22 protein-coding genes are annotated in these 23,867 nt (G+C 55.6%); 8 read left to right on the top strand and 14 right to left on the bottom strand.

All coding sequences use genetic code 11. The features are described 5' to 3' along the window. Window positions 1-436: 436 nt before the first annotated feature. The 9 genes from QSV34_RS03715 to def all read right to left on the bottom strand — a co-directional run bounded on the left by QSV34_RS03715 (window position 437) and on the right by def (window position 10,043). Window positions 437-1,654 carry an Nramp family divalent metal transporter gene (locus QSV34_RS03715; protein ID WP_289152124.1) on the bottom strand — a complete coding sequence of 406 codons (1,218 nt, stop codon included), beginning with the start codon at window positions 1,652-1,654 and terminating at the stop codon, window positions 437-439. A 20-nt stretch (window positions 1,655-1,674) separates the two neighbouring features. After that, window positions 1,675-2,613 carry a D-2-hydroxyacid dehydrogenase gene (locus tag QSV34_RS03710; protein ID WP_289152122.1) on the bottom strand — a complete coding sequence of 313 codons (939 nt, stop codon included), beginning with the start codon at window positions 2,611-2,613 and terminating at the stop codon, window positions 1,675-1,677. Window positions 2,614-2,620: 7 nt separating this feature from the next. After that, a complete protein-coding gene (locus QSV34_RS03705) occupies window positions 2,621-3,055 on the bottom strand; it encodes a VOC family protein (RefSeq protein ID WP_289152120.1) in 435 nt (144 codons plus the stop codon). 297 nt (window positions 3,056-3,352) lie between these two features. Continuing rightward, on the bottom strand, window positions 3,353-3,829 hold the full coding sequence (locus QSV34_RS03700; RefSeq protein WP_289152118.1) for a nuclear transport factor 2 family protein: 477 nt from the start codon (window positions 3,827-3,829) through the stop codon (window positions 3,353-3,355). A gap of 278 nt (window positions 3,830-4,107) precedes the next feature. Then, window positions 4,108-5,559 (bottom strand): TrkH family potassium uptake protein, encoded by a 1,452-nt coding sequence (locus QSV34_RS03695; RefSeq protein ID WP_289152116.1) that lies wholly within the window; start codon window positions 5,557-5,559, stop codon window positions 4,108-4,110. Window positions 5,560-5,738: 179 nt separating this feature from the next. Continuing rightward, window positions 5,739-7,133 (bottom strand): Trk system potassium transporter TrkA, encoded by a 1,395-nt coding sequence (trkA, locus tag QSV34_RS03690; RefSeq protein WP_289152115.1) that lies wholly within the window; start codon window positions 7,131-7,133, stop codon window positions 5,739-5,741. Window positions 7,134-7,252: 119 nt separating this feature from the next. After that, window positions 7,253-8,560 (bottom strand): 16S rRNA (cytosine(967)-C(5))-methyltransferase RsmB, encoded by a 1,308-nt coding sequence (gene rsmB, locus QSV34_RS03685; RefSeq protein WP_289152113.1) that lies wholly within the window; start codon window positions 8,558-8,560, stop codon window positions 7,253-7,255. Continuing rightward, a complete protein-coding gene (gene fmt / locus QSV34_RS03680; protein WP_289152111.1) occupies window positions 8,560-9,540 on the bottom strand; it encodes a methionyl-tRNA formyltransferase in 981 nt (326 codons plus the stop codon). The genes rsmB and fmt overlap by 1 nt, the downstream gene beginning before the upstream one ends. Continuing rightward, on the bottom strand, window positions 9,537-10,043 hold the full coding sequence (def, locus tag QSV34_RS03675; RefSeq protein WP_289152109.1) for a peptide deformylase: 507 nt from the start codon (window positions 10,041-10,043) through the stop codon (window positions 9,537-9,539). Before def ends, fmt begins: the two co-directional genes overlap by 4 nt. A gap of 156 nt (window positions 10,044-10,199) precedes the next feature. Here def and QSV34_RS03670 point away from each other — a divergent pair, with 156 nt between their 5' ends. The 6 genes from QSV34_RS03670 (at window position 10,200) to QSV34_RS03645 (ending at window position 15,336) form a co-directional block, all read left to right on the top strand. Next, entirely contained in the window at window positions 10,200-11,216 is a 1,017-nt protein-coding gene (locus QSV34_RS03670) for a LysM peptidoglycan-binding domain-containing protein (protein ID WP_289152107.1), read from the top strand. A gap of 94 nt (window positions 11,217-11,310) precedes the next feature. Beyond that, complete coding sequence (gene dprA / locus QSV34_RS03665; protein WP_289152105.1) at window positions 11,311-12,408, top strand: DNA-processing protein DprA; 1,098 nt, start codon at window positions 11,311-11,313, stop codon at window positions 12,406-12,408. 139 nt (window positions 12,409-12,547) lie between these two features. Next, a complete protein-coding gene (purE, locus tag QSV34_RS03660) occupies window positions 12,548-13,057 on the top strand; it encodes a 5-(carboxyamino)imidazole ribonucleotide mutase (protein ID WP_289152104.1) in 510 nt (169 codons plus the stop codon). A 149-nt stretch (window positions 13,058-13,206) separates the two neighbouring features. Next, complete coding sequence (gene tsaC / locus QSV34_RS03655) at window positions 13,207-13,776, top strand: L-threonylcarbamoyladenylate synthase type 1 TsaC (RefSeq protein ID WP_289152102.1); 570 nt, start codon at window positions 13,207-13,209, stop codon at window positions 13,774-13,776. Window positions 13,777-13,899: 123 nt separating this feature from the next. Continuing rightward, window positions 13,900-14,802, top strand: a complete 903-nt coding sequence (gene hemF / locus QSV34_RS03650; RefSeq protein ID WP_289152101.1) for an oxygen-dependent coproporphyrinogen oxidase — start codon at window positions 13,900-13,902, stop codon at window positions 14,800-14,802. Window positions 14,803-14,805: 3 nt separating this feature from the next. Further along, a complete protein-coding gene (locus QSV34_RS03645) occupies window positions 14,806-15,336 on the top strand; it encodes a peptidoglycan recognition protein family protein (RefSeq protein WP_289152099.1) in 531 nt (176 codons plus the stop codon). Here the strand turns inward: QSV34_RS03645 and QSV34_RS03640 are convergent, their stop codons facing one another. The 3 genes from QSV34_RS03640 to QSV34_RS03630 are packed head-to-tail and all read right to left on the bottom strand — an operon-like array spanning window position 15,337 to window position 20,190. Beyond that, window positions 15,337-15,882, bottom strand: coding sequence for a putative antibiotic biosynthesis monooxygenase (locus QSV34_RS03640; RefSeq protein ID WP_289152097.1), 546 nt, complete (start codon window positions 15,880-15,882; stop codon window positions 15,337-15,339). Further along, complete coding sequence (locus tag QSV34_RS03635; protein WP_289152095.1) at window positions 15,872-18,988, bottom strand: efflux RND transporter permease subunit; 3,117 nt, start codon at window positions 18,986-18,988, stop codon at window positions 15,872-15,874. The genes QSV34_RS03640 and QSV34_RS03635 overlap by 11 nt, the downstream gene beginning before the upstream one ends. Next, window positions 18,985-20,190 (bottom strand): efflux RND transporter periplasmic adaptor subunit, encoded by a 1,206-nt coding sequence (locus QSV34_RS03630; protein WP_289152093.1) that lies wholly within the window; start codon window positions 20,188-20,190, stop codon window positions 18,985-18,987. The genes QSV34_RS03635 and QSV34_RS03630 overlap by 4 nt, the downstream gene beginning before the upstream one ends. Before the next feature lie 317 nt (window positions 20,191-20,507). Here QSV34_RS03630 and QSV34_RS03625 point away from each other — a divergent pair, with 317 nt between their 5' ends. Both QSV34_RS03625 and QSV34_RS03620 read left to right on the top strand, forming a co-directional pair. Further along, window positions 20,508-21,068, top strand: coding sequence for a phosphatase PAP2 family protein (locus QSV34_RS03625; protein WP_289152091.1), 561 nt, complete (start codon window positions 20,508-20,510; stop codon window positions 21,066-21,068). Window positions 21,069-21,102: 34 nt separating this feature from the next. Beyond that, window positions 21,103-22,191, top strand: coding sequence for an MJ1255/VC2487 family glycosyltransferase (locus QSV34_RS03620; RefSeq protein ID WP_289152090.1), 1,089 nt, complete (start codon window positions 21,103-21,105; stop codon window positions 22,189-22,191). A gap of 27 nt (window positions 22,192-22,218) precedes the next feature. Here the strand turns inward: QSV34_RS03620 and QSV34_RS03615 are convergent, their stop codons facing one another. Next, window positions 22,219-22,920, bottom strand: coding sequence for a UDP-glucose dehydrogenase family protein (locus QSV34_RS03615; protein ID WP_289152089.1), 702 nt, complete (start codon window positions 22,918-22,920; stop codon window positions 22,219-22,221). 236 nt (window positions 22,921-23,156) lie between these two features. Then, entirely contained in the window at window positions 23,157-23,726 is a 570-nt protein-coding gene (locus tag QSV34_RS03610; RefSeq protein ID WP_289152088.1) for a DJ-1 family glyoxalase III, read from the bottom strand. Window positions 23,727-23,867: the final 141 nt, after the last annotated feature.

Genomic DNA, 23,867 nt, shown 5'->3' with positions numbered 1-23,867 from the left:
AAACTACGTGTAAACACTAGACACGCCAAGGAGGCATCTACCCCCGGTTTTTTTACCGGCAATAGGGCGTGAGTACGAAAAAGTTATAGCACAAAGATAGTCGCCATCACGTGACGACTGTTGACTCAATCAGGGATGGCGCCTTGGGTTATGGCGGGGAAAATCTTAATACATGATTATGCCAAGTAAAAACAAAGGCTTATCAGTTTAAGATGAGGAATTTCTACTTTCAGCCACTACTAAGAATCACTATTGCCTGATTCTGACTTGGACTTTTTCTGGAATCGACGTTTGATAATATCCTTTTTTCTTTTGTGGTAGTCTTTATCAACCCTATTTAGCAATACCCACAAAATAGCGGCAGCCACGATAAAGATTAGTCCACGATCATCCCAATGGTACATAGGCAAACTGCTCTAGATAAAATTGTCCATATTCACATCACCCCCAACCCCTTGGCAATCATCCTTGCCCCCAAGCCAGCGGTCAGCAATACCACCCCAATACCCAGGGTATTGGCCGGCCAACCATTGGCGTATTCCCCCAGCAGTTGTTTGCGATTCATGGCGTAGAGCAGGAAACCGGCAACAATGGGTAATAACAGTCCATTGGCAAATTGCGCCAGCAGGATAATTTTAATGGGCTTAATGCCAGTAAGTGCCAGAGCCGCTCCAATCACTAACACACTGATAGCAATAACACGGAAGCCCTTGCCACTGGCGCCACCTTTTAATTGCAGAATTTCTGCCACCGCATATCCGGTAGCCAGGGGCGCGGTGATGGTGCTGCTTAATCCAGCGGCAAACAGGCCAATACCCAGCAGGTATTTTGAGAAAGGCCCGAACAGCGGTTCGAACTGCACCGCCATATCGGCGGCACTGTTAACGCTGATCTGGTTGGCAAACAGGCTGGCAGCAGCAGTGGATACAATCAGTATGGCAATCAGACCACCGAGGCCGATGGATATCACCGCGTCACTGCGGGCTTCGGTCAAATCTTTTTGCCCCTGCCAACGCGCCTTGGCAGCGGAGGCATGCAGAAATAAATTGTAGGGCACTACGGTAGTACCGATCAGTGCGATCACTGCCAGCAAACTGCCTTCTGGAATCTGCGGTGAAAATAACCCTTTGGCTATATCCGCCAACGACGGGCCAACCACAAAGAAGGTGACAATAAAGGCAATACCCATCAGCAACACCAAGGCAATCAGCACGTGTTCAATCTGCCGATAGCTGCCTCGCAACAGCAGCGTTCCCCCTAGCAGTGTCAGTGCAACCACCGCACTGTTAAACACCAGCGGCGAACTGCCAAAAATGGCTTCGAGACCCAACGCCGCTCCCGCCAGATTACCGCCTTCGTAAGCGGAATTACCGGCGTACAGGGCGAGCAACACCAAAATAAACAACGGCCATTTGAGCGGTGAATGTTGCAGACTGTGGAGCAGTACCTCGCCCATGCCTTTTTGGGTAATGGTGCCAAGGCGCGCCGACATTTCCTGCAGAATAATAGTAGCCAGGGTCGCGAACAGCAGCGCCCACAATAGTACGTAGCCAAAGCTGGCGCCTGCGACCGTACAGGCGGCAACGGTGCCGGGCCCAATAAAGGCGGCAGTCACCAGAACGCCGGGGCCCAGGTTGCGAAGTTTGTTAAACATGGCAATCCTTGTTTTTATTCTTAATATTCTCTGGAAAAATCGATTACATGCTGCAATCGCTGTCCTGCCTGAAAGCGTTTATAGTTTTCGAAAAACAGTTCGGTTATGTCCGCGGGAAAAGTAACTGCCGAATTATGGGGAGTAACAAATGCACTATCCAGGCACCAGAGCGGATTGTCTTGCGGCAGGGGTTCGGTTTGGAATACATCCAAAACCGCACCACGAATGACTTTTCTGTGAAGCGCGTCGATCAATGCAGGTTCATCCACCGTCGCCCCGCGCCCCACATTTATAAATACAGCTGAAGGGCCGAGAGCCTTAAATACCTCATCGTTGATAATACCCTGGGTTTCTGAGGTATTGGGCAGCGCAGAAACCAGGTAATCCACCTGCTGAGACAAATCGCAAATCACCTCTGGCGGAAACACTTTTTCTACACCAACAATCTGTTTTGCAGAACGACTTAGCCCCAACACCGTCATGTTGAAATGTGCCGCCGTTTTCGCAATGTGCTGACCGATGGAACCAAGCCCGCAAATGCCGATAGTCAGTGAACCCAGCGAACGATAGGGAATACTGTGCCAGCGCTTTTCACACTGGTTTTTTCGAGTGGCAAACAGGTTGCGTTCAAACGCCAGTATGTAGGCAAAAACATACTCGCTCATCAACGGGCCGAAAATTCCCTTTACGCCTGTCAGCAGGTAATCCCTGCGCAGCTCGGGCGCGCAAAATGGCTCGACCCCGGCAAATGAAGATTGCACCCATTGAAGGTTTGGCGCACGGTGGAGAAGAGGGGCAATTAACGCTGGTGTGCCCAGAATAATATTTGCGTGGCTGGCGAATTGCTGTGCTTGATCGCTGTGACTGGCAGTGAAAATTTCCAGGTCAGGAAGATTTCTGCAGCGCAGTTTTTCCGCGTATTCGTCAGCGTCATTTGAAAGGATAAGCAGCTGATTCATTCAGCCATTATGTAGCAAACAGATCGGATTCGATATCTTTAAAGCCTTTGAACTCCAGGGCGTTGCCGGATGGATCGAGAAAAAATAGGGTGCCCTGCTCACCGGGCTGGCCCTCAAAGCGAATATAGGGTTCAACAATAAACTTATCGATAAAACCCTCAACTCTGCGGGCAAAATCCTGCCAATGGTCAAACGGCATAATGACTCCGCAGTGGGGCACTGGCACCCCGTGGCCATCTACGCCATTCGACACGTTAGGCACACAACCTGTTTTGCCAATGGCCGGGTTCAGGTGAGTAACAAACTGATGGCCGAACATATTGAAGTCAATCCAGCTATCACAGCTACGCCCCTCCGCCAGCCCCATTTTTACCCCATAGAAATCCCGCGCTTCGGCAATATCGCGCACCTGAACAGCTATATGAAATGGCGTGAGTTGCATTTACCCTCCGACGGTTTTGCAGGGTTAGGGGGTGTTAACAACTAATTGATCGCTACTGCTGGAGTTCATTTTTTGCTCCAGCAAGGCAGAGGGAGTGCAGTGTAGTTATTCTACATAAGCGACCGATAACGCCGCTGGGGCGAAAAAGGAGCCCAGCCCTTCGGGTTGCCCCTGAAAAGGCGCCCCTCGTTGTTGCTCGTCGCTCATTTGAAATGACCAAACTACTCTCCTTGCGCCTAGATAGGCGCCTTTTCAGAGGCAACAGTAGTGACCAATTAGTTGTTAACACCCCCTAGCTTACAACCCCAGTTCGCTCAACCCCGGATGATCATCCGGGCGCCTGCCCTGGGGCCAATGAAATTTTCGGTCATCTTTATCAATGGGCAAATCATTAATACTGGCATAACGCTTTGCCATTAAACCATTTTCATCAAACTCCCAGTTTTCGTTGCCGTAGGAACGATACCAGTTGCCCGCATCATCGTGCCACTCGTAGGCAAAACGCACCGCGATGCGATTGCCCTCAAAGGCCCACAATTCTTTTATCAGGCGGTACTCCTGTTCTTTGGCCCACTTGCGTTTGAGGAATTCGATAATCTGCTCCCGGCCTTTGGGAAATTCCGCGCGATTGCGCCACTGACTGTCGGCGGTGTAAGCCAACGCTACCTTTTCCGGGTCGCGGTTGTTCCAGCCATCTTCCGCCATACGTACTTTTTGCATGGCGGTTTCTCTTGTAAAAGGTGGTAGCGGCGGGCGCGGTTGATCGCTGCTCATAAGGCACTCCTGTTTGATAGTAGGTTTTCGGCTGGTGGAGTGGGTAAAAGTTCCTCACATGCACTCCCCCAACCGTTACGCCTTAATTTGAAGAGCATAAGTCGGATACTTGCTGCTGTGACCGTGGCCAGCATGGAAGCTGGCCTCGAGCCCCCAGGGATGGCCCCTCATAATTAAAGAAAGTGGCGTGTGACAGCAGCAAAAACCCGGCTTACGCCTGGCAAAAATCGAAGCCACTGGATTGCCGCGCTCCTGCGGGGTTCGCAATGACGGGGCATTTATTTCCGCCAGAACGTCGGCAGGCACATGACAATCAAGGTAAAGATTTCCAAGCGCCCCAGCAGCATGCCGCCACACAGTACCCACTTGGCAAAACTGTTGATATCGCCGTAATGCACCGCTACTTCACCGAGCCCTGGCCCCAGGTTATTGAGGCAAGCGGCAGTGGCCGACCAGGCGGTAACAAATTCCAGGCCAGAAGCCAGCAGCAACAGCACCATCAGGTAATAGGCAGCCAGGTAGGCGCCAAAGAAACCCCAGATGGCATCGGCAATGCGGTCAGAGATGGCGCGGTTGCGAATTTTGATGGGCAGCACCGCGTTGGGGTGTACCAAACGATACAACTCGCGCATACCCTGCTTGGCAAGAATCAGCATACGGCCAATTTTCAGGCCGCCACCGGTAGAACCGGCACAGGCGCCGAAGAACGACAGGAAGATCAGGAAAAACGGCAGAAAAGTGGGCCAGGCCGCAAAATTGTCAGTGGCAAAGCCGGTGGTGGTCATCACCGACACCAGTTCAAAGATGCCTTTGCGCAAACTGGTTTCGGCGTCGTAGGTGCCAGTGAAATAAAGGTAACTACAGGTGATCAGAATGCCGGCGGCCATGATTTTGAAGTACATCTTGGCTTCCGGGTCGCGCCCGTAGTGGGCCAAACTGCGGCGGTACAGGGCGTGGAAGTGAAGACCAAAATTAAGCCCGGACACCGCCATAAAAAATACGCAAATGGATTCCACGGCGATGCTGTCAAAGTAGTCGATACTGGCATCGTGGGTGGAGAAGCCGCCGATGGCCACGGTGGAAAAACTGTGGCAAATGGCGTCGAATAAACTCATTCCCGCCCACCAATACGCGCCTGCACAGGCAACGGTGAGCACCAGGTAAATATTGAACAACGCCTTGGCGGTTTGGGTAATGCGCGGTGTCAGCTTGCTGTCTTTTACCGGGCCGGGAGTCTCCGCCCGATACAGCTGCATGCCACCAACACCCAGCATGGGCAGAATCGCCACCGCGATCACGACAATACCAATGCCCCCCAACCACTGCAGTTGCTGACGGTAATAGAGCACCGATCGGGGCAGATCATCCAGCCCCGTCATTACCGTAGCGCCGGTGGTAGTCAGCCCGGACATGGACTCAAACACTGCGTCCGTAAAGCTCAGGTTGGGTTCGGTACCCAACATCAACGGCAGAGAACCGGCAAAACCCAGTACGATCCAGAACAGCACCGTGATCATAAAACCGTCTCGAATGCGCAGGTCGTGCTTACTACCGTGAAACGGCAGCCACACCACCAAACCCACGGCAAAGGTAATCACAAAGGCGCCAATAAAAGTAAACAGCGTGTCCTCTTCGCCGTAGTACAGCGCCACCCCCACGGAGGGCAGCTGAGCGATGCTGAACAGCATCAACAGCAGGCCGAGAATACGGGCGATTACGGTGAAGTGCATTAGTTGGGGCCGCGAGACGTGAGACGTGAGATGTGAGATGTGGGTGCGCAGCTGTGTAGGTCGGCCTTTAGGCCGTCACAGCCATATTGTCGAAGCGGATATCTTTGGCGGGCTAAAGCCCGACCTACAGAGATCGAGCTACTGACCAAATGCAATGAACTCCGAACCACCCTCTCCCCCTAAAAGAATGTAAAGCCAACCTGAAACAACTTCTCAATATCCTTGGTGCGGCGCTTGTCCACCAAAAACACAATCACGTGGTCGTCATTTTCAATCACTACGTCGTGGTGGCCCATGATCACCTGCGGGCCGCGCTTACCCTCGCGCACAATGGCGCCGATGGTGGTACCTGGGGGCAAGTTGATTTCTTCAATGGTGCGCCCCACCACTTTGGAGCTGCGCTTGTCACCGTGGGCGATAATCTCGATGGCTTCAGCGGCGCCACGGCGCAGGGAGTGCACCCGCACGGTATCGCCCTTGCGCACATAACTGAGCAAGCTGGATGTGGTGATTTGCTGAGGAGAGATGGCAATGTCCACAGTACCCCCCTGCACCAAATCCGCGTACGCCGGAGTGTTAATCAGGGTCATCACCTTGCTGGCACCAAGGCGTTTGGCCAACATGGAAGCCATGATATTGGCGGCATCGTTGTTGGTAAGCGCCAGGAATACATCAACGGAATCGACGCCTTCCTCTAACATCAACTCCTGATCGGCAGCCTGACCATTGAGCACCACCGCGTGATCCAGTACTTCCGACAAGTACTGGCAGCGCTCCTCGAACATTTCGATAATTTTGACGTTGTACTGCTTCTCCAACGCTTGCGACAGGCGCAGACCGATGTTGCCACCGCCGGCGATCATCAAGCGCTTGTAGGGGCGTTCCAGTTTGCGTAGTTCGCTCATCACCTTGCGAATGTTGTTTTTGGTGGCGATAAAAAACACTTCATCGCCATCTTCAATCACGGTATTTCCTTCCGGGGTAATGGCCCTGTCCTTGCGGAAAATGGCCGCCACCCTGGCATCGACACTGGGCATATGTTCGCGCAGGGCTCTCAATTCCTGGCCCACCAGCGGCCCACCCTCGTAGGCGCGCACCGCCACCAGCTGCACCAGGCCATCGGCAAAATCCAGTACCTGCAAAGTGCCTGGTTGCTCAATCAGGCGTTGAATATGTTCGGTAACCAGTTGCTCCGGGGTGATCACCACATCTACCGGCATATGCGCCTTGCTAAACAGGTCTTTTGCGATGGCGGGTACGGTGTAGCCGGGAGCTCGAATGCGGGCAATGCGGGTGGGGGTATGAAACAGGGTATGGCCGATCTGGCAGGCCACCATATTGACCTCGTCGGTGGAAGTCACTGCCACCAGCAGATCCGCATCTTCAATACCCGCCTGTTTGAGTACCGAGGGGGTGGAGCCGTGGCCGTGAACAGTGCCGATATCCAGGCGGTCACGCAGTTCGTTAAGGCGCGCTATATTGGTATCGATCAGGGTAACGTCGTTGTCTTCACGAGCGAGGTTTTCAGCCAGTGTGCCGCCCACCTGGCCAGCACCGAGAATAATGATTTTCATATTGTTCTTCTTATCGCTATAGGCTGAACTTATCTGCGTAGGGCGGATTAGCACAGCGTAATCCGCCGTTTTCTATGGATTTAGCCCCGGTGGATTACGCTGCGCTAATCCACCCTACATTAATTCTGCTTCTGCATGAGAGCATAGTAGAAGCCATCGTGCCCTTGGGGTTGCGGGAACAATTGGCGACCGGTGGCGGTGGTGCACCCCCAGTCGGCATGCCCGCCTCCATCAAGGGCCACCACTTGCGCTCCGGGCAGTTCTTGCAGCGCTCGTTCTACCAGAGCGTTATTCTCTTCTGGCAGTATCGAGCAGGTGGCGTACAACAGCTTGCCACCGTCACGCAGTAACGGCCACAGCGCCTGCAATAACTGCAATTGCAACGCCGCCAGCTTAGCAATATCTGCCGGGCGACGCAGTACTTTGATGTCTGGATGACGACGTATCACGCCAGTGGCAGAGCAAGGGGCATCCAACAGAATGCGGTCAAACTGACGGCCATCCCACCACTGCTCAACCGCGCAGGCATCTGCAGTCACCAGCTCCGCAGCCAACTGTAGCCGATCCAAATTTTGTTGCACCCGGCTCAAACGCTGTTCATCAATATCCAGAGCCACTACATCCAGGCTCGGCTCCAGCTCCAACAAATGGCAGGTTTTGCCACCGGGGGCACAGCAGGCATCCAGCACTCGCTGATTGGGTTGAACACTGAGCAGCTGGGCAGCCAGCTGCGCCGCCTCATCCTGAACACTCACACCACCTTCGGCAAAGTGTGGCAGCTCAGCCACATCTGCGGGTTGATCCAAAACAAGGGCATCTGCGGATATCGCTGACATTTGAAAGCCAAAGCCTTCTTTTTCGAGGATTTTGGCGTAATTTTCTCGGGAGTGCTTTTGCCGATTTACCCGCAAGGTCATGGGCGGACGCTGGTTGTTGCCCGCCATGATGGTATCGCTATCAGCGGGCCAAGCAGCATCCAGGGCATCAATCAACCACTGAGGATGACAGCTCTGAAACTGCCGGCTTGTTGAAAATTCGTCGCAAATAGCGTCTTTTTCGCGATCAAACCGCCGTAAAACACCATTAACCAGCCCTTTGGCCCACTGCTTTTTCAACGCCACAGCCGCCTGCACCGACTCGCCAATAGCGGCGTGTGGCGGGATGCGGGTTTCCATCAACTGGTAGAGCGCGCAGGCCAGCAATGCCTGCAGGTCGTTGTCTTTGGGTTTGAAGGGTTTGGCGAGCAGTTTTTCCAGTATCAGCGCCAGCCGCGGGTAGTAGCGCAGGGTGCCGAAACAAAGCTCCTGCAGCAGGGCGCGATCACGGGCTTTTACCTTGCTCTGGCACTCCGGCAACAGCGTGGCGAGGGAGCCCTGTTCGCGCAGGGTGGCGGCAATGGCTTTGGCAGCGGCAACCCGAACGTCCATTAGGGCTTTTTATCACTAGTAAAGCGGCTACCGATGGTAAACAGGTCGCTGTTACCACGAAGAATATCGGCGGCGGGCAGGCGCTTTTTGCCCGGCAGTTGCAGTTCCGTCAAACGCAGGCAGTGGTCGCCACAGGCCACCAGAATGCCGTATTCATCGGCGCTGACGATTTCACCCGGCGGATGTTGCGCCACTTTGATGCCGGTGGTTTTTGCCTGCCAAAGTCGTACCCGCTGACCACCAATATCAGCACACGCAACGGGAATGGGGTTAAAGGCGCGCACCCGGCGGTGAATTTCCTCAGCGCTTTGCTGCCAATCAACCAACGCTTCCTGTTTACTGAGCTTGTGAGCGTAGTTGGCTTGTTCATCATCCTGAGGCGTTGGCCGTGCCTCACCGGCAGCGAGTTCTCCAAGTGCCTGCAGCAGCGCCGGGCCGCCGATTTGCAGCAATTTGTCGTGCAGGCTGGCGGCGGTGTCAGCGCTGTCGATAGCCACTTTGGACACAACCAGCATATCGCCGGTATCAAGCCCGGCGGCCATTTGCATAATGGTGACGCCGGTCTCTGCGTCCCCGGCTTCAATGGCGCGCTGAATAGGCGCCGCACCCCGCCAGCGCGGCAACAGGGAAGCGTGCACATTAATGCAGCCAAGCCGCGGAATATCCAGCACCGCCTGGGGCAGCAACAGGCCGTAAGCCACCACCACCATAATGTCCGCATCAAGCGCCGCCAGCTGTTGCTGATCGTCATCGCTTTTCAGATTTTGCGGTTGATACACCGGCAGGTTATGCGCCAGAGCCAGTTCTTTTACCGGGCTGGCGGCCAGCTGTTTGCCCCTTCCTTTAGGGCGGTCTGGCTGGGTGTAAACCGCAACCACCTCGTGAGTGCCTTCATCAAGCAATGCCTGCAGGTGGTGAGCGGCAAAATCCGGGGTGCCCGCGAACACGATACGCAGGCGGGTATCGGTAAAATCGGTCATCGGTTCTGGCGCTGCAGCTTTTCCAGTTTGGCGCGAATGCGCTGACGTTTGAGAGGGGACAGGTAGTCCACAAACAATTTGCCTTCCAGGTGATCCAGTTCGTGCTGAATGCACACCGCCAGCAAGCCGTCCGGCTCCAGTTCATAGGGGTTGCCGTCGCGATCCAAGGCTTTTACCCGGATGTTCTCTGGCCGTTGCACGGTTTCGTAAAATCCCGGCACCGACAGACAGCCTTCATCGTAGTCGCGGGTGTCCGTGTCCAGCACCTCTACTTCTGGGTTGATAAACACCAGCGGCTGGTCACGCTCTTCCGACAGGTCCATTACCACCACCCGTTCGTGCACATTTACCTGGGTAGCGGCCAGGCCAATGCCGTTGGCGTCGTACATGGTGTCGAACATATCATCCACCAGCTGGCGGATGCGGTCGTCTACGGCGACCACTGGTCGCGCCTTAGTACGCAGGCGGGTGTCGGGGAATTCAAGGATGTCTAAAATGGCCATAGGTGGTTTGTGATCTGTTTCTAGCAATAGGAAGGGGTTGACTGCTACCATTGGGGCGATGGGATTGATATTCGCTGGCACAACTGAGTGGTTAGCGTGGTTCCACAAGACTCATAAATCAAAGACCAATAAGTATACACCAGAGGATGGGTCGCGATGAAAAAAGCAATACTGGGCTGCCTGCTTGGGGTAATCGCCCTGGCGGTTACCGCCAATTCTGACAATTTCAATGATGTGCCCGACCGCTATACCGTTCAGCGGGGTGATACCCTATGGGATATTTCGGATCATTTTCTGAAAACCCCGTGGCTGTGGCCGGAGATCTGGCACGTTAATCCAGATATCGCCAACCCTCACCTTATTTATCCGGGCGATGTGATCAAGCTGGTATATATCGATGGCCAACCGCGCCTCACCGTAGAGCGCAGCCGCAACGTCAAGCTGAGCCCGCAAATCAAGGAAACTCCCCACGCCGAAGCCATTCCCGCACTACCACTGGAAGCCATTCAGCACTTCCTTTCCCGCAACCGCGTGGTAGAGCCCGGCGTACTGGAAGCCGCTCCATATGTACTGGCGGGTTCTGACAAGCACCTGCTCACCGGCTCTGGCCAGGATTTTTACGCCCGTGGCGATCTTGAACCCGGTGTGCCGGTATTCGGCGTCTATCGCAAAGGCGATGCCTACGTAGACCCCTACACTGGTGAAATGCTGGGTATTCGCGCCAAAGACATTGGCACTGGCCGACTCAAAGCCATTAATGAGGGCGGCGTTGCCACCTTTAAGGCCACTCGCAGTGCCGAAGAAATTCGCATCGCCGACCGCCTGCTGCCCCACGAAGAGCGCAAGATCAACGCCACCTTCTACCCAAAATCACCAGAACGGGAAGTAGAAGGCGTCATCATTGCTGTTGAAGATGGCCTTACTCAAGTGGGCCGACTGGACGTGGTTGCCCTCAACAAAGGCGCACGGGACGGTGTTGACGAAGGCGCGATTCTGGCCATTTACAAGCGCGGCGAGACCATAAAAGACCGGGTGACTGGCGAGGCGGTAGAGCTGCCTTCCGAGCGCGCCGGCCTGCTGATGGTGTTCCGCACCTTCGAGAAAATGAGCTACGGCCTGGTAATGAAAGCCGACCGGCCGCTGGCTGTGGGGGATGAGGTTCACAACCCCTGAGACCCTTCCCAACTGTAAAAAAACCGGCGTTGTCATACGCCGGTTTTTTTATGGGCCTATAATGGCCAATACACAATCTGCAAGGAAGCAAACAATGAACAACCCTGCCCCGCAGCAAGAAGCCGCCATCATCCTGCAACTGCAACAACTGGGTCTCAGCACTGCTGAGCTAGTCAGCCTGTGGCGCAGCTTCGGCAGTTTCTCCAATGCCATTTCCGCAAAACCTGAGCAGCTCCGGCCACTGATCAAGCCCAACGCTATCCAGCAGATTGGCAAAAACCGCCAACGCTGGCTGGACTTGCCAGCACCCCGACAGACAGAGGGCACCGCCCTGCTGCCGATCAGTTCAGAGGATTACCCCAAACTGCTGCAACAACTGCACTGCCCACCACCCTTGCTTTATGTACGCGGCAATCTGGAATTGCTCGCACTGCCACAGATAGCCATCATCGGCAGCCGTCGACGCTCGAAAGGAGGTGGCGACAATGCCCGCGCCTTTGCCGCCGAGCTGTGTCGTTGCGGCTTTACCATTACCAGCGGCTTGGCCTTGGGCATTGATGGCGAAGCTCACCGCGGCGCATTGCAGGCCCAGGGTAAAACCATTGCCGTACTGGCATCGGGAGTGGAGCGTATTTACCCGCAACGCCATCAGCAATTGGCTGATGATATTCTGAAAAATGGCGGCGCACTGGTATCGGAAATGCCCGCTGACACCAAACCCCTGCCCGCCTACTTTCCTCAACGCAACCGCATTATCAGCGGCCTTAGCCTCGGTGTTTTGGTGGTCGAAGCGGCGCGCAAAAGCGGCTCGTTGATTACCGCTCGCTGTGCCATGGAACAGGGCCGGGAGGTGTTTGCCATCCCCGGTTCCATCCACCACCCCGGCGCCAGAGGCTGTCATCAGCTGATTCGCGAGGGTGCGACACTGGTGGAGGAAGTTGCCGACATTGCCGAACAGCTGGGGGCCATGGTGGAATTAAAGCGGGCGGAGCTGAATGAAACCGGCACTACAACTGACTTGCCACCTGAAGAACAAACCTTGCTGGACAATCTGGGCTTCGACCCGGCGGACTTCGACACACTGATGGAACGCACCGGTTTTACCACCCCAGAGCTAACCCGCCTGCTGACCAGTTTGGAGCTACAGGGGCTGATGGAACAGCAAGGCGGGCGCTATCTGCGCATCAAATAAAGACAAATGCGGCGATTAAGTCACCAAAAGCAACGAAAACACCAGTAAATGTAAGGTTTTTACGGGCAAAAAATTTGCCAAACAGATTCGCTTCCGGTAGCCTGCGCGGTTTTCCAAACCGACGCCTGTGGTGAAGACAATGAGCAAGCCTTTTGTAGCCATCCTGATGGGTTCCGATTCCGATCTGCCAATCATGGAAGCCAGTATCGACATTCTGAAAAAGTTCGATATTCCCTTTGAGATGAAAGTCTCTTCCGCCCACCGTACCCCGGTACAAACCCACAACTACGTAAAAGATGCCGACGCCCGTGGCTGCGCCGCTTTTATCTGTGCGGCTGGCATGGCTGCCCACCTGGCCGGTGCGGTTTCCGCCAATACCCTGAAGCCCGTTATCGGTGTGCCCATTAACGGTTCCCTGGACGGCCTCGACGCCCTGCTGTCTACCGTGCAAATGCCCGGCGGTATCCCGGTTGCCACCGTGGCCATCGGCAAAGCCGGCGCCAAAAACGCCGCTTACCTGGCCGCGCAAATCATCGGTGTGGGCGATGCAGAAATGCACCAGAAGCTGATCGCCGAGCGCGAAGAATGCGCCCAGGCAGTGGTTGCCAAAGACGCTGCTCTGCAAGAGAAGCTGGCTGCGGCTCTCTAACCTGCTGCGACACAACCGCCATCCATGGCGATTGTGTCGCACGTCCAATAAAATCTGGCGAAACTGCGCGAAGTTTCTGGATTTTATTGAACTCGCGCCGTCTTCGACGGCGGCGGCACTTCCATGTGCCGCAAGCTGATCTAGTGATTATGTGTAAAAGAGATAGCAACCCTTCTCTTGATATCGCCGCCAGCGCCCTGCGCACTGGCGGCGTTGTTGCCTACCCCACCGAAGCCGTCTACGGCCTCGGCTGCGACCCGGATAATCAGCAAGCCTGCGAAGCCATTCTGGCTCTGAAACAGCGCAACAAAGGCATGGGCATGATTCTGATTGCCCGCCACATTGAGCAGCTGGAATTTTTCCTGATCGGTTTATCTGACCAACAACGTGCCACCCTCTCGGCAAGTTGGCCGGGGCCGATTACCTGGCTGATTCCCAATAACGGGCAAGCACCGGATTGGGTCACCGGCGGTCGCGACACTCTGGCGGTGCGCGTCACCGACCACCCGGTTGCCGCCGCACTCTGCGACGCCTTTGGCGGGCCGTTGGTATCCACCTCCGCCAATCCCCACGGCAAACCACCGGCAATCACCGCCGACCAGGTAGCCGATTACTTCCCCGAAGGCCTGAGCGCGATTGTCGACGGCCCTCTGGGCCAGCAAGCCAAACCTACCGAGATTCGCGACCTCGCCACAGGTGATATTATTCGCCCCGCTTGAATACGGTTTCACGACCGTAGGGCGGATTAGCACAGCGTAATCCGCCACAACAATTCGATGGATTGCGCTGCGCCGGTTCATCTAAAGTAAGCGCCCTACAAAAACACCGATTTGAGATTACCCATGGTCGACAAACACGCCGTCAAAACCTACCTGCTGGACTTACAGGATCGCATTTGCGCCGAACTGGAAAACGCCGACGGCAGCGACCAGTTTGTGGAAGACAGCTGGAATCGCGCCGAAGGCGGTGGCGGTCGCTCACGAGTGCTTACCGACGGCGGCGTCATTGAAAAAGGCGGCGTCAACTTCTCCCATGTTCACGGCAATCAACTGCCCGCCTCCGCCACCGCGGCACGCCCGGAACTGGCGGGGCGCTCCTTCGAGGCCATGGGCGTATCGCTGGTGATCCACCCCCACAACCCACACGTGCCCACCTCCCACGCCAATGTGCGATTTTTTATCGCAGAAAAAAACGGCGAGGCCCCGGTATGGTGGTTTGGCGGCGGCTACGACCTGACTCCCTACTACGGCAACGAAGACGACTGCCGCCACTGGCACCAAACCGCCAAAGATGCCTGTGATCCTTTTGGGGAAGAGGTGTACCCAAAATTCAAAAAATGGTGCGACAACTACTTTTATTTAAAACACCGGGATGAAGCTCGCGGTGTTGGCGGCCTGTTTTTTGACGATCTGAACGAACTCGGCTTTGAACAGAGTTTTGCCTTGATGCGCGCCGTGGGCGACAGCTACACCCAGGCCTACACCCCCATTGTCGAGCGCCGCAAAAATGCCAAGTACGGAGAACGCGAACGCAACTTCCAGCTCTACCGCCGGGGCCGCTATGTGGAGTTCAATCTGGTATACGACCGCGGCACCCTGTTCGGCCTGCAAACCGGCGGCCGCACCGAATCCATCCTGATGTCACTGCCGCCGCTGGTGCGCTGGGAATACGACTGGCAGCCGGAAGCGGGTAGCGCAGAAGCGGAGTTAACAGAAAAATTCCTGCTCCACAGGGAGTGGGTGTAACGTTTGAAAAAACCAATTAAAAAGCGTCTTTGCTATATCGCAATTGCCCTTGTCTTAATCGCTGCAGCCATTATTTACTGGCCCAACCGCTGGCACTACATCGTTATCCACCACAGCGCCGGCAACTACGGCACCATTGAATTTCTGCAAGACGTTCACCGCCAACGCCAGGCCGGTGACCCGATAGACGCCATCCCCTACCACTACGTTATCGGCAATGGTAATGGCCTGGACATGGGAGAAGTTGCCAGCGATTGGCGCCAGGAAAATCATATTTGGGGCACACACGTTTCCAGCAACAACCGGGACAGAAACTTCCGGGGAATCGGTATTTGCCTGATCGGAAACTACGAAAAGAACACCGTGCCCAAAGCCCAATACGATGCCTTGGTAACATTAACGAGAGAGTTAATGGCAAAATACAATATTCCGCCGGAAAGAGTATCTGGTCACGGATATACAGATGGGGAGTCCACCAAATGTCCGGGAAAAAACTTCCCAATGGCGTCGTTTATGAAGGACATAGCGCGATAGCTATTTGTACAGCCAACCCTTCACCAACCTGGTCACCAGTGGCATCACCAAGTAAGTGGTCAGCAACACAATCACTGCCACTGATACTGCCGCCGTTACAACAAAAGGCGCGGTCATAACGCCGCTAATCAACGGCACCAGCAGCGATACCTGAACCCAAATCACCAAAAAGCTGAGCAGCGCCATCTTGTAGCGCGGCGGTGGAGCAGCAGCCTTGGGCGTATCGAACCAGAATTCCAGGCTGTGGTAGTACTCTTCCCTTGGCGGCTCAATGCTGAATTCACTGGCGCGACTCACCCACTGGCGACGCAAGTCGGAATCAATCCAGGCTTTTAGTTGGCCGTATTCTGTGAAACGGATGATGCAGGCGTATTCATTGCCGCTCTGGCCATTGTCACTGGCCAGGGGGCGAATAATTTCGGTACCGAGAAAGCCGGCAAAAGTGTTTGCGGCGGCGCGGATGCCCTTGCTCCATTGGTCAAACTGTTCTTCCTTGCCTGGCTGCACCCGATGGCGAACGATCATTGTCAGGGGTTTAGTTGTCATAAACCGCTTTATCTTTCGAGTCAGATTTGCCGCCGGTAAAAAAGGCTTTGACATCCTCTCCCAGCAAATACAGACAGGGCACCAGCAACAGGGTCACAAAGGTGGCCGCCACCACCCCCCAGGACAGTGATACCACCGTGGGGATCAGCCATTTCGCCTGGGTGCTTTTTTCCATCAGAATGGGCATCAACCCAAAGAACGTGGTGATGGAAGTGAGCACAATGGGCCGGAAGCGATCTTTGGACGCCTGCACAACAGAGTCGAACGCATTCGCGCCACTCTTGCGCAGCTGATTGATTCTGTCAATCAATACCAGGTTATCGTTAACCACCACACCCACCGCCGCCAGCATACCCATCAGACTCATCATGCTCAGCTGCATGCCCAAGGCCAAGTGACCAATAATGCCACCAGCCAGGCCAAAGGGTACCGCCGACAATACCAGCAGCGGTTGCCAGTAGGAGTGGAACAGTATGGCAATCAGGCCAAAGATGGCCAGCACCACCAGCCACATAACCTTGCCAAATACCCCTTCAAATTCTTTGCGGTCTTTTTCCGCGCCGTCCAGATCGAAATTGGTGGTGGGGTAAAGGGGCTTTACGGTTTCGTAAAAATAGTTTTGCACCTGGGTAGTAATTTCGTCGGTGGTTACCGAGTCGTCCACCAGGTCGGCGCTGACTTTAATGGTGTGTTTGCGATTGTTGCGCTCAATGGAGGGAGGCACTTTGCCATAGGAAACATCCGCCACAGACTGCAGCGGCAACTCCCGGCCATCGGCGGTGCGCAAGCGAAACTCTTTCAGGCTTTCCAGATTCTGGCGGTCTTCCTTGGGGTAATGCACCATCACTTTCACGTCTTCCCGCAGGCGGGCAATGCGCTGGGCTTCTTCCCCGAAAAACGCCTGCCGCAGCTGGCGTGCCACATCCGACAGGCCAACCCCCAGGGACTCCGCACCGGGCTTGAGGGTAAATTGCATTTCCGGTGCGCCCCGACGCAGGGAATCTTCCACTGCACCGACGCCTTCCAGGCGCCCCATCTGTTGCGCCACCATACTGGCAGCCCTGTCCAAATCCCGGCTTTCGCTGCCGGAAATCACAAAGCTCATGTCTTTGGATTGCCAGCGCCCCATGGTGGAGCGGGATTCAAACTGCTCCACATTTTGCAGCGGCCCAATTAACTGTTTGAGGCGCAACTCCACCGTTCGAGACGACACGTTGTGGTGCTCCGGGCCCAGCATTTCCAAGCGGTAGTTGACGGAATTATCCCGTACCCGCAGGCGCATATTCTTGACGATGGGCTGACCGTTGTTGGCCATGAAATCTTCTTCCGCACGCATTTGTTCCACCGCACCTTCGATCTGGCGGGCGGTAGTCAACACCTGATCCCAGGCCAATCCATCCACCAGTTCGATATTGCCGCGCACGGTCTGGCCGCTGATTTTTGGCCAGAAGGAGGCTTTTATCCAGCCGCCCATATACAGCGAACCGACCAGTATCAGCACCCCAAAAAACACCGCCGCTGTGGTACCGCGCTGGGCCACCGCGCTGTGCACAAAGGGGGCGAATTTTTCGCGGGCGAACCAGCTCATGCCATTGGCAGTTTTCAATCGGGTGTTGTGCAACCACAACAACGCTGGATTTTTCGGGGTGGTTTCCGGTTTCAAATTGCGCAGGTGGCAAGGCAGGATCAAAAACGATTCCATCAACGAGATGGCCAATGCAGGCAACGCAATCAGCGGCACCACGGTAAACAGGCGCAGGCTTTGTTTGGGCAGCAAGAGCATGGCACCAAACACCATCAGGGTGGTAATCACCGCCACCGACACCGGCTTCAACACACTGTTGGCGCCAGCAATGGCGCCGGGCTCGTTGCGGATGCCGCGCTCGTTGTGGCTGTGTATGGACTCGCCCACCATAATGGCGTCGTCTACCACGATGCCCAGCACCAGCAAGAACGCGAACAGCGACAGAATATTGATGGAGATGCCCAGCAGCGGCATCATCGCCAGGGTGCCCAGGTAGGAGATGCCAATGCCCGCCGCTACCCAGAACGCCAGCGCCGGGCGCAAAAACAGCACCAGCAACAAAAACACCAGTGCCAAGCCGCCCAGGGCATTACCGCCGAGCAAGTCCATGCGGTTTTTCAGGTAATCCGCGCGATTGCGCCATACGGTCAGCTCCACTTCTGGCGGCAGTTCGTTGCGCAGTTTTTGCAGACGTTCCTTAACGATGCGGGCGGTTTCAATAATGTCCGGGTCGTGGGTGCTGTACACCTCCACAAACACTGCCGGTTTACCGTTGAAGCGGGTCAGCAGTTGCACATCTTCGTGGCCGTCAGTCACTCGTGCCACTTCACCCAGGCGCACCCGGGTGCCGTCGGCGTTTTGCAGCACCACAATGTCTTCAAAATCGTCAATACTGTAGGCCTGTCCGGTAGTGCGCAGTTGTATGGAGCCTTCCTCCGTGCGTATGCGACCGGCAGACTGGCTCACCGAGGCGCGCCGAATGGCACCGGCCACTTGCTCGAATGAAAGGTTATAACGTTTCAGATTCTGCTCAGACACCTCCACGGAAATTTCCCCGCTGCGGGTGCCATCCACGCCCACATAATCGGCACCAGGCACCGTGCTGAGGCTGTCGCGCACCTGCTCGCCAAGCTGCTTTAGAGACACTTCGTCCATCTCCGCAGCCACGGCAATTTCCATAATGCTGCGGCGGTTCACTTGCTCGCGCACGTTGGCCCGCTCAGCATCGCCGGGAATGCCGTTGATGGCATCCACCCGCGCTTTGGTTTCATTGAGGATTTGCTGAATATCGTAGTCCGGCAGGGCGGTAATGCTCAGTTGCGCAAAACCGCGGGAGGACTGACTGACCATCTCCTTAATGCCATCGATGTCGCTGACCGCTTCTTCCAGGCGCAAAGTGATCTGCTCCTGCACCTCCTCAGGCGCAGCACCCGGGTAAGGGATGGTGACACTGACCACATCTGGCGGTCTTTCCGGGAACATTTCCCGGTTGAGATTGGGAATATTGACAATGCCGCCAATCAGAATCAGCAGCATTAACAGGTTAGCGGCGATGGGGTTTTTGACAAACCAGGCAATCATAAGCGGCCTGTGGTGTTCAGGCTGTTGTCATTCAGCTCGGCTGTGGCGTTGGCGCTGTCTTGTATCAACGGTTCGATGGCCATGCCGCGAATCAACAGGGAGGGGCGCTCCAACAATACCGCAGTACCCGTTTCCACACCGCGCACCAAAACGGTTTTTTCGGCGGTTTGCAGCACTTCGATGGGTTGCACCTGCAAGCGGTTATTGCCATCCAGGGTCAACAGGTTGTTGCGCTCATACAACGCGGCCCGAGGCAGCTCGATGGTATCTTCAAAATCCCGGCCAAGGATTTCGGCTCGGACAAACAGGCCGGGAGAAAATGGAGGTGCGCCATCCGCCCGCGGTTGGTAGGCGCCCCGAACTTCGGCAATGGCATTCACTACTCGACTCTGGGTGTCAAAGCTGGCTTCGGTGCGCACAATATGGCCCTGCCATTGGTAACTCACTCCGGCCACTTCCACAGTGAACATGACCGGCACATTGGTTTCACCACTGGCGCTCAGCGGTACATCCACCAACGCCAATTGGCTGCCCGTAAGCGGCAGGGGCACTTCCATGACATCGGTGGCAAAGGCACTGCCCACCACGGCGCCGTTGCCAATGCGCTCACCCAATTGCACAGTAGCCTCTTGCAGGCGACCGCTGAATGGCGCCTTCAGGGTGGTACGCTGTAAATCCAGTTTGGCTTTTTGCAACTCTGCCAAGGCCACTTTTACGCTGGCTTCGGCAGCGGCGATTTGCGGCTTGCGCAAAAACAATTCGTTGGCTTCATCAGTGCCCAATTCACGCCATTCCCGCTGTGCCAATTGCGCTTGGCCACGCTCTTGAGCAAGGGCTTGTCTGGCTTGGGCCAGTTGCGCTTCCGCCCGCGCCAACGCCACTTCGTAGTCCAATGGCTCTACTTTTAGCAGCTCATCACCAGCGGCAAAAAAACCACCGCTGACAAAATCGTCCGCCACCTGTATGACCCGACCAGACGCTTCCGCCACCAAGTCAATTTGCCACTTGGGTCGCACGGTGCCGTGGCTGGTCACCATGGCCTGGAGAACAGACGGCTGGGCAACCACCACAGGCAGGGCCATGGGGCGGGCATTCACCTCGGGCCGCTGTTTGGTGGTGGGGGCGTATTCCAGAAGCGCAACGGCCACGGCGACGCATGCCGCCATAATAGTCAGGGGTAAAAATTTGCGTTGTTTGGGCACGGTTGTGATATTCCTTGACTAAACGCGCGGGCTGTCTGCGCGTAAAGAGTCATTATGGTGACCTGAATTGCCGCACACCAGAGTCATTTACCTACATTTACACGGGTTATACAAAGCACCACGGCTTACCTATTAAGGATAGCTGGTATCCGTCACAGCTCTGTTAGACAATAGCTGCCGACAAAGTGCCGCCCTGCTGCCCGCGGCCACAATATTGTCTTTTTTCTGTTGCCAAACTGTCACAAATGCCCTCTACGCTCTGCACAAATGCAGAGAAAACAACGTTTTACAGGGCAAAGCGATGAGGTGTGGCAGAGATGAGCCGGGCAGCGCAGCAAATCAGCATTTGGAGCAGTATGAAAGTTCTTCAGGCCATTCATCAGTTCGATGTGAAGGCCTTTATGTGGTGCATGCGACGCAAACACCTGGCGCTGTGGTCTCGGCTCAGCCGGGGCGTGTCGTTCACCGCCGACGGATACTTCTACCCACTGATCGCTATTGCCTTGCTGCTGCTTTCAGGGCCAGGGGGCGAGCGCGCCTTCTGGGTGATTCTCGCCGCCTACGGAGTGGAGCGCAGTATTTACTTCGCCCTGAAAAACGGCCTCAAGCGAGATCGCCCAGCAGAAGCCCTGCCGGAATTCAAAAGCTTTATCATCCCCTCCGACAAATTCAGTCTGCCCTCCGGCCACACCTCGGCGGCCTTTCTGATGGCGGGCATTCTCTGCCATCTGTTTGCGCCACTGGTGTGGCCTCTGTACACCTGGGCCAGCCTGGTGGGCGCCTCAAGAGTGTTCCTGGGAGTGCACTTCCCCACGGATATTCTCGCAGGTGCCATCATGGGCAGTTCCATCGCGTTCATGGCGGTGCCCTGGCTGTAACAGCCCGTTCACGCGGCCTTGAAAAGGTGGCCGCATGAAAATTCTCTACGGCGTACAAGCTACCGGCAACGGCCACATCACCCGGGCACGGGCAATGGCGCCCGCTTTGCAGAAGCAGGGCCTGGCAGTGGACTATCTGTTCTCCGGTCGCAGCCCCGACAAGCTGTTCGATATGGAACCCTTTGGCGACTATCGCTGCCGCCAGGGGCTGAGCTTTTGCACCGAGCGCGGCAAAATCGCCCTGTGGCCCACTGCAAAAGCCATCAAACCGCTGAATTTTTTCCGGGAAATGGCCGAGCTGGATGTCTCCGCCTACGACCTGATTATCAGCGATTTTGAACCACTTACCGCCTGGGCAGGCTTTCTAGCCCGTGTGCCCGTAGTAGGGCTGGGTCACCAATACGCCTTTATGCACCCCATCCCCCAGCATCGAGGATCGCCGGTGGCGCGCTTGGTTACTCGCTGGTTTGCCCCGGCAAAAGTGCGTCTGGGTTTGCACTGGCACCACTTTGACCAGCCTATCCTGCCGCCCATTGCACCGATCTCCATAAAGCCCTTGCCGGTGGAAAAGAATCTCTACCTGGTGTACCTGCCATTTGAATGCCTGGACGCCATCCGCCAGTTCTTACAACCCTTCACCCAGTATCGCTTTGCCATTTATCACCCCCAGGCAGAACGGGCAGATGAGGGCCACCTGCAGTTTTACCCACCGTCGCGAAGCGGCTTTCACCGCACCATGGCGCAGGCTTGCGGGGTAATCGGCAACGCCGGTTTTGGCCTTGCCAGCGAAGCCTTGCAGATTGGCAAAAAGCTGTTGATCAAACCGCTGGCCAGACAGCCGGAGCAACTCTCCAACGCTCTTACTCTGGAGCTGCTGGAACTGGCCCAGACCATGGATCAGTTGGACGCAGACATTGCCGGTAAATGGCTCGAACAAGGTGCCAGTCACAAGATTGATTACCCGGATGTGGCCACAGCAGTGGCCCAGTGGATTGCCGCTGGCGATTTAACCACCATCACCGAACTGGCCAACGAACTGTGGCGCAAATCCAGCTGCGTGGAATCCCGCGCTTTTGCGGTGAATGTGTTGGGGGAGTGGTTGTATCTGCCAGAGTTGGGCTGAATTCGTCATACGCCCTTAATATAAGCGTCAATCGGCGACATTATCGATCTCATTGATAAAACTGATTTTGGTGGCCAGCATGGCGTTGGCGGCGTATTTGGTCAGTTCCGCGGAGCGCACATCCATCACCATCAAGCGTTCGTGGTTGCGATTGAACGGCGCGTAGAGCTCGCGCATTAGCTGTTCCACACGGGGGGACTCGGTGCCCACAACAATGCGGTCTGGCTTCATAAAATCGTGAATGGCAGAACCTTCCTTGAGGAATTCCGGATTACAGGCCACTTCCGCGTCGGGGTTGACGGCGCGTTTGGCAAAACTGGCCTGCAGCGCGGCACGTACCCGATCAGCAGTGCCCACCGGTACCGTGGACTTGGTCACCACCACCGCCGGGTGATCCAGGTAGCGACCGATGGTGCTGGCCACTTGCAAAACGCTGTGTACATCCGCAGAGCCGTCTTCATTGGCCGGGGTGCCCACCGCAATAAACTGCACGTCGCCGTGGGCCACCGCGGCGGCCATATCGTCAGTAAAACGCAGCTGATTTTGACGCAGGCCGCCCTGCAGGTAGGCATCGAGGCCGGGCTCAAAGATCGGGCTGACACCGTTGTTGAGTTGCGCCACCTTGTCGGCGTCGATATCCGCACAAACCACATCGTGACCCACCTGGGCCAGACAGGCACCGGTCACCAAACCCACATAACCACCGCCAAAAACCGTTACTCTCATCATAAAATCCTCTCGTTATCGAGAGCACTCTATGTCCGGTTAATGACGGCTATATGGCGTGGATATTGCGGTTTGGTTGCAAACTTAATGGGCGAATAGTGGACAGAACATTTGACACATGGATGTGCCAACATCGGCAGCGCCGATGCAAGCCAGATAAGCACCAGAGGCTTCACGCAGCATCGCCAGTGCTTATCCGGCGAAGCAACAAAATAAACAGGACGTTTATTTTATTGCGTTTATAAATAGATCGCCTCCGCGATCATAGGCTCACCCACCTCACTGCGCTTGCGGCTGTCGTACAGTTGCTCCACCAGCGTCAGGGCAAATTCCAGAGTAGTACCCGGCCCCTGGCTGGTGATGCAATTGCCGTCTACCAACACTCGCGACTGACTGTCCACGACAGCGGCATCCATCTGTTGGTAAGCGGGGTAGCCAGTGGCTTTTTTGTCCGCCAGCAAACCGCTGGTGGCCAGCACCAATGCCGGTGACGCGCAGATGGCAGCGTACAGTTTGCCGGCAGCCGCCTGTTGTTTCAGCAGATCGATCAACCGCGGGGTATCGCGCATGTGCTCAGCACCGGGAATACCGCCGGGCACAGCGATCAAATCCCAGTTGTCACCACAGTCGTCAATATGGCCATCTGCGGTTATCTGTATTTGGTGAGCGGTGGTCACCGCCACTCGCCCCTCGGGCGCCACACTGGCCAGGGTGACGTCGGCACCGGCGCGACGCAGTACGTCGACAATGGTGACCACTTCAATGTCTTCGCTGCCATCGGCAATGGGGACCAGGACTCGTTTTGTCATAGCGTTGTAGTTCCAATTGGTGAAAGTGTCGGGTTACACTGTCAGCACACAGTGTGACAGCTCATCCTTTCTCTTTATCTGCGTTCAGTCAAGTGTGCTCAATTAACTGTGTTCCATTGGAAATAAGGTTCAGCCAGGAGA

This window comes from Porticoccus sp. W117, assembly GCF_030341905.1.
GTDB lineage: Bacteria > Pseudomonadota > Gammaproteobacteria > Pseudomonadales > Porticoccaceae > SCSIO-12696.
This window is presented reverse-complemented; position numbering and strand designations above follow the sequence as displayed.

Bases quoted from the DNA above. Each gene is read 5' to 3' on its own strand.
- QSV34_RS03715 (WP_289152124.1), bottom strand. From the start codon at position 1,654: ATGTTTAACAAACTTCGCAACCTGGGCCCCGGCGTTCTGGTGACTGCC.
- QSV34_RS03710 (WP_289152122.1), bottom strand. From the start codon at position 2,613: ATGAATCAGCTGCTTATCCTTTCAAATGACGCTGACGAATACGCGGAA.
- QSV34_RS03705 (WP_289152120.1), bottom strand. From the start codon at position 3,055: ATGCAACTCACGCCATTTCATATAGCTGTTCAGGTGCGCGATATTGCC.
- QSV34_RS03700 (WP_289152118.1), bottom strand. From the start codon at position 3,829: ATGAGCAGCGATCAACCGCGCCCGCCGCTACCACCTTTTACAAGAGAA.
- QSV34_RS03695 (WP_289152116.1), bottom strand. From the start codon at position 5,559: ATGCACTTCACCGTAATCGCCCGTATTCTCGGCCTGCTGTTGATGCTG.
- trkA (WP_289152115.1), bottom strand. From the start codon at position 7,133: ATGAAAATCATTATTCTCGGTGCTGGCCAGGTGGGCGGCACACTGGCT.
- rsmB (WP_289152113.1), bottom strand. From the start codon at position 8,560: ATGGACGTTCGGGTTGCCGCTGCCAAAGCCATTGCCGCCACCCTGCGC.
- fmt (WP_289152111.1), bottom strand. From the start codon at position 9,540: ATGACCGATTTTACCGATACCCGCCTGCGTATCGTGTTCGCGGGCACC.
- def (WP_289152109.1), bottom strand. From the start codon at position 10,043: ATGGCCATTTTAGACATCCTTGAATTCCCCGACACCCGCCTGCGTACT.
- QSV34_RS03670 (WP_289152107.1), top strand. From the start codon at position 10,200: ATGAAAAAAGCAATACTGGGCTGCCTGCTTGGGGTAATCGCCCTGGCG.
- dprA (WP_289152105.1), top strand. From the start codon at position 11,311: ATGAACAACCCTGCCCCGCAGCAAGAAGCCGCCATCATCCTGCAACTG.
- purE (WP_289152104.1), top strand. From the start codon at position 12,548: ATGAGCAAGCCTTTTGTAGCCATCCTGATGGGTTCCGATTCCGATCTG.
- tsaC (WP_289152102.1), top strand. From the start codon at position 13,207: ATGTGTAAAAGAGATAGCAACCCTTCTCTTGATATCGCCGCCAGCGCC.
- hemF (WP_289152101.1), top strand. From the start codon at position 13,900: ATGGTCGACAAACACGCCGTCAAAACCTACCTGCTGGACTTACAGGAT.
- QSV34_RS03640 (WP_289152097.1), bottom strand. From the start codon at position 15,882: ATGACAACTAAACCCCTGACAATGATCGTTCGCCATCGGGTGCAGCCA.
- QSV34_RS03635 (WP_289152095.1), bottom strand. From the start codon at position 18,988: ATGATTGCCTGGTTTGTCAAAAACCCCATCGCCGCTAACCTGTTAATG.
- QSV34_RS03625 (WP_289152091.1), top strand. From the start codon at position 20,508: ATGAGCCGGGCAGCGCAGCAAATCAGCATTTGGAGCAGTATGAAAGTT.
- QSV34_RS03620 (WP_289152090.1), top strand. From the start codon at position 21,103: ATGAAAATTCTCTACGGCGTACAAGCTACCGGCAACGGCCACATCACC.
- QSV34_RS03615 (WP_289152089.1), bottom strand. From the start codon at position 22,920: ATGATGAGAGTAACGGTTTTTGGCGGTGGTTATGTGGGTTTGGTGACC.
- QSV34_RS03610 (WP_289152088.1), bottom strand. From the start codon at position 23,726: ATGACAAAACGAGTCCTGGTCCCCATTGCCGATGGCAGCGAAGACATT.